Annotated in this window: 2 tRNA genes; both read left to right on the forward strand. The window is 52.6% G+C overall.

Annotated features, from left to right (window positions below):
* Positions 1-85: 85 nt before the first annotated feature.
* A tRNA-Ile gene (locus LK536_RS58555) sits at positions 86-159 on the forward strand.
* Positions 160-298: 139 nt separating this feature from the next.
* Positions 299-371 (forward strand) — tRNA-Ala (locus LK536_RS58560).

Here is a 371-nt window from a genome sequence, read left to right on the forward strand (position 1 = left end):
GAACACGATGGTTAAGACCTAAGCGGCCGATGGTACTATGCTGGAGACGGCATGGGAGAGCAGGTGGCTGCCGGATTTTCAAACCGGGCTTATAGCTCAGCCGGTTAGAGCGCACGCCTGATAAGCGTGAGGTCGGTGGTTCGAGTCCACTTAAGCCCACTAGGGTAACTGCGACCGGAACTCGCAAGAGGAAGCATCGCTTTAGCCCGCTGGTTCTGAAGTTCCTTCAGACATAATAAAATAACGTTTAAGAAGATAGGAATTGCCTCGTAAGAGGGAAGACCAGCATCCATGATATGGGGGTGTAGCTCAGTTGGGAGAGCACCTGCCTTGCAAGCAGGGGGTCAAGAGTTCGAATCTCTCCATCTCCA

The sequence above is a fragment of the Clostridium pacaense genome, from assembly GCF_020709765.2.
In the GTDB taxonomy this organism is placed as follows: Bacteria; Bacillota; Clostridia; order Lachnospirales; family Lachnospiraceae; genus Enterocloster; species Enterocloster hominis.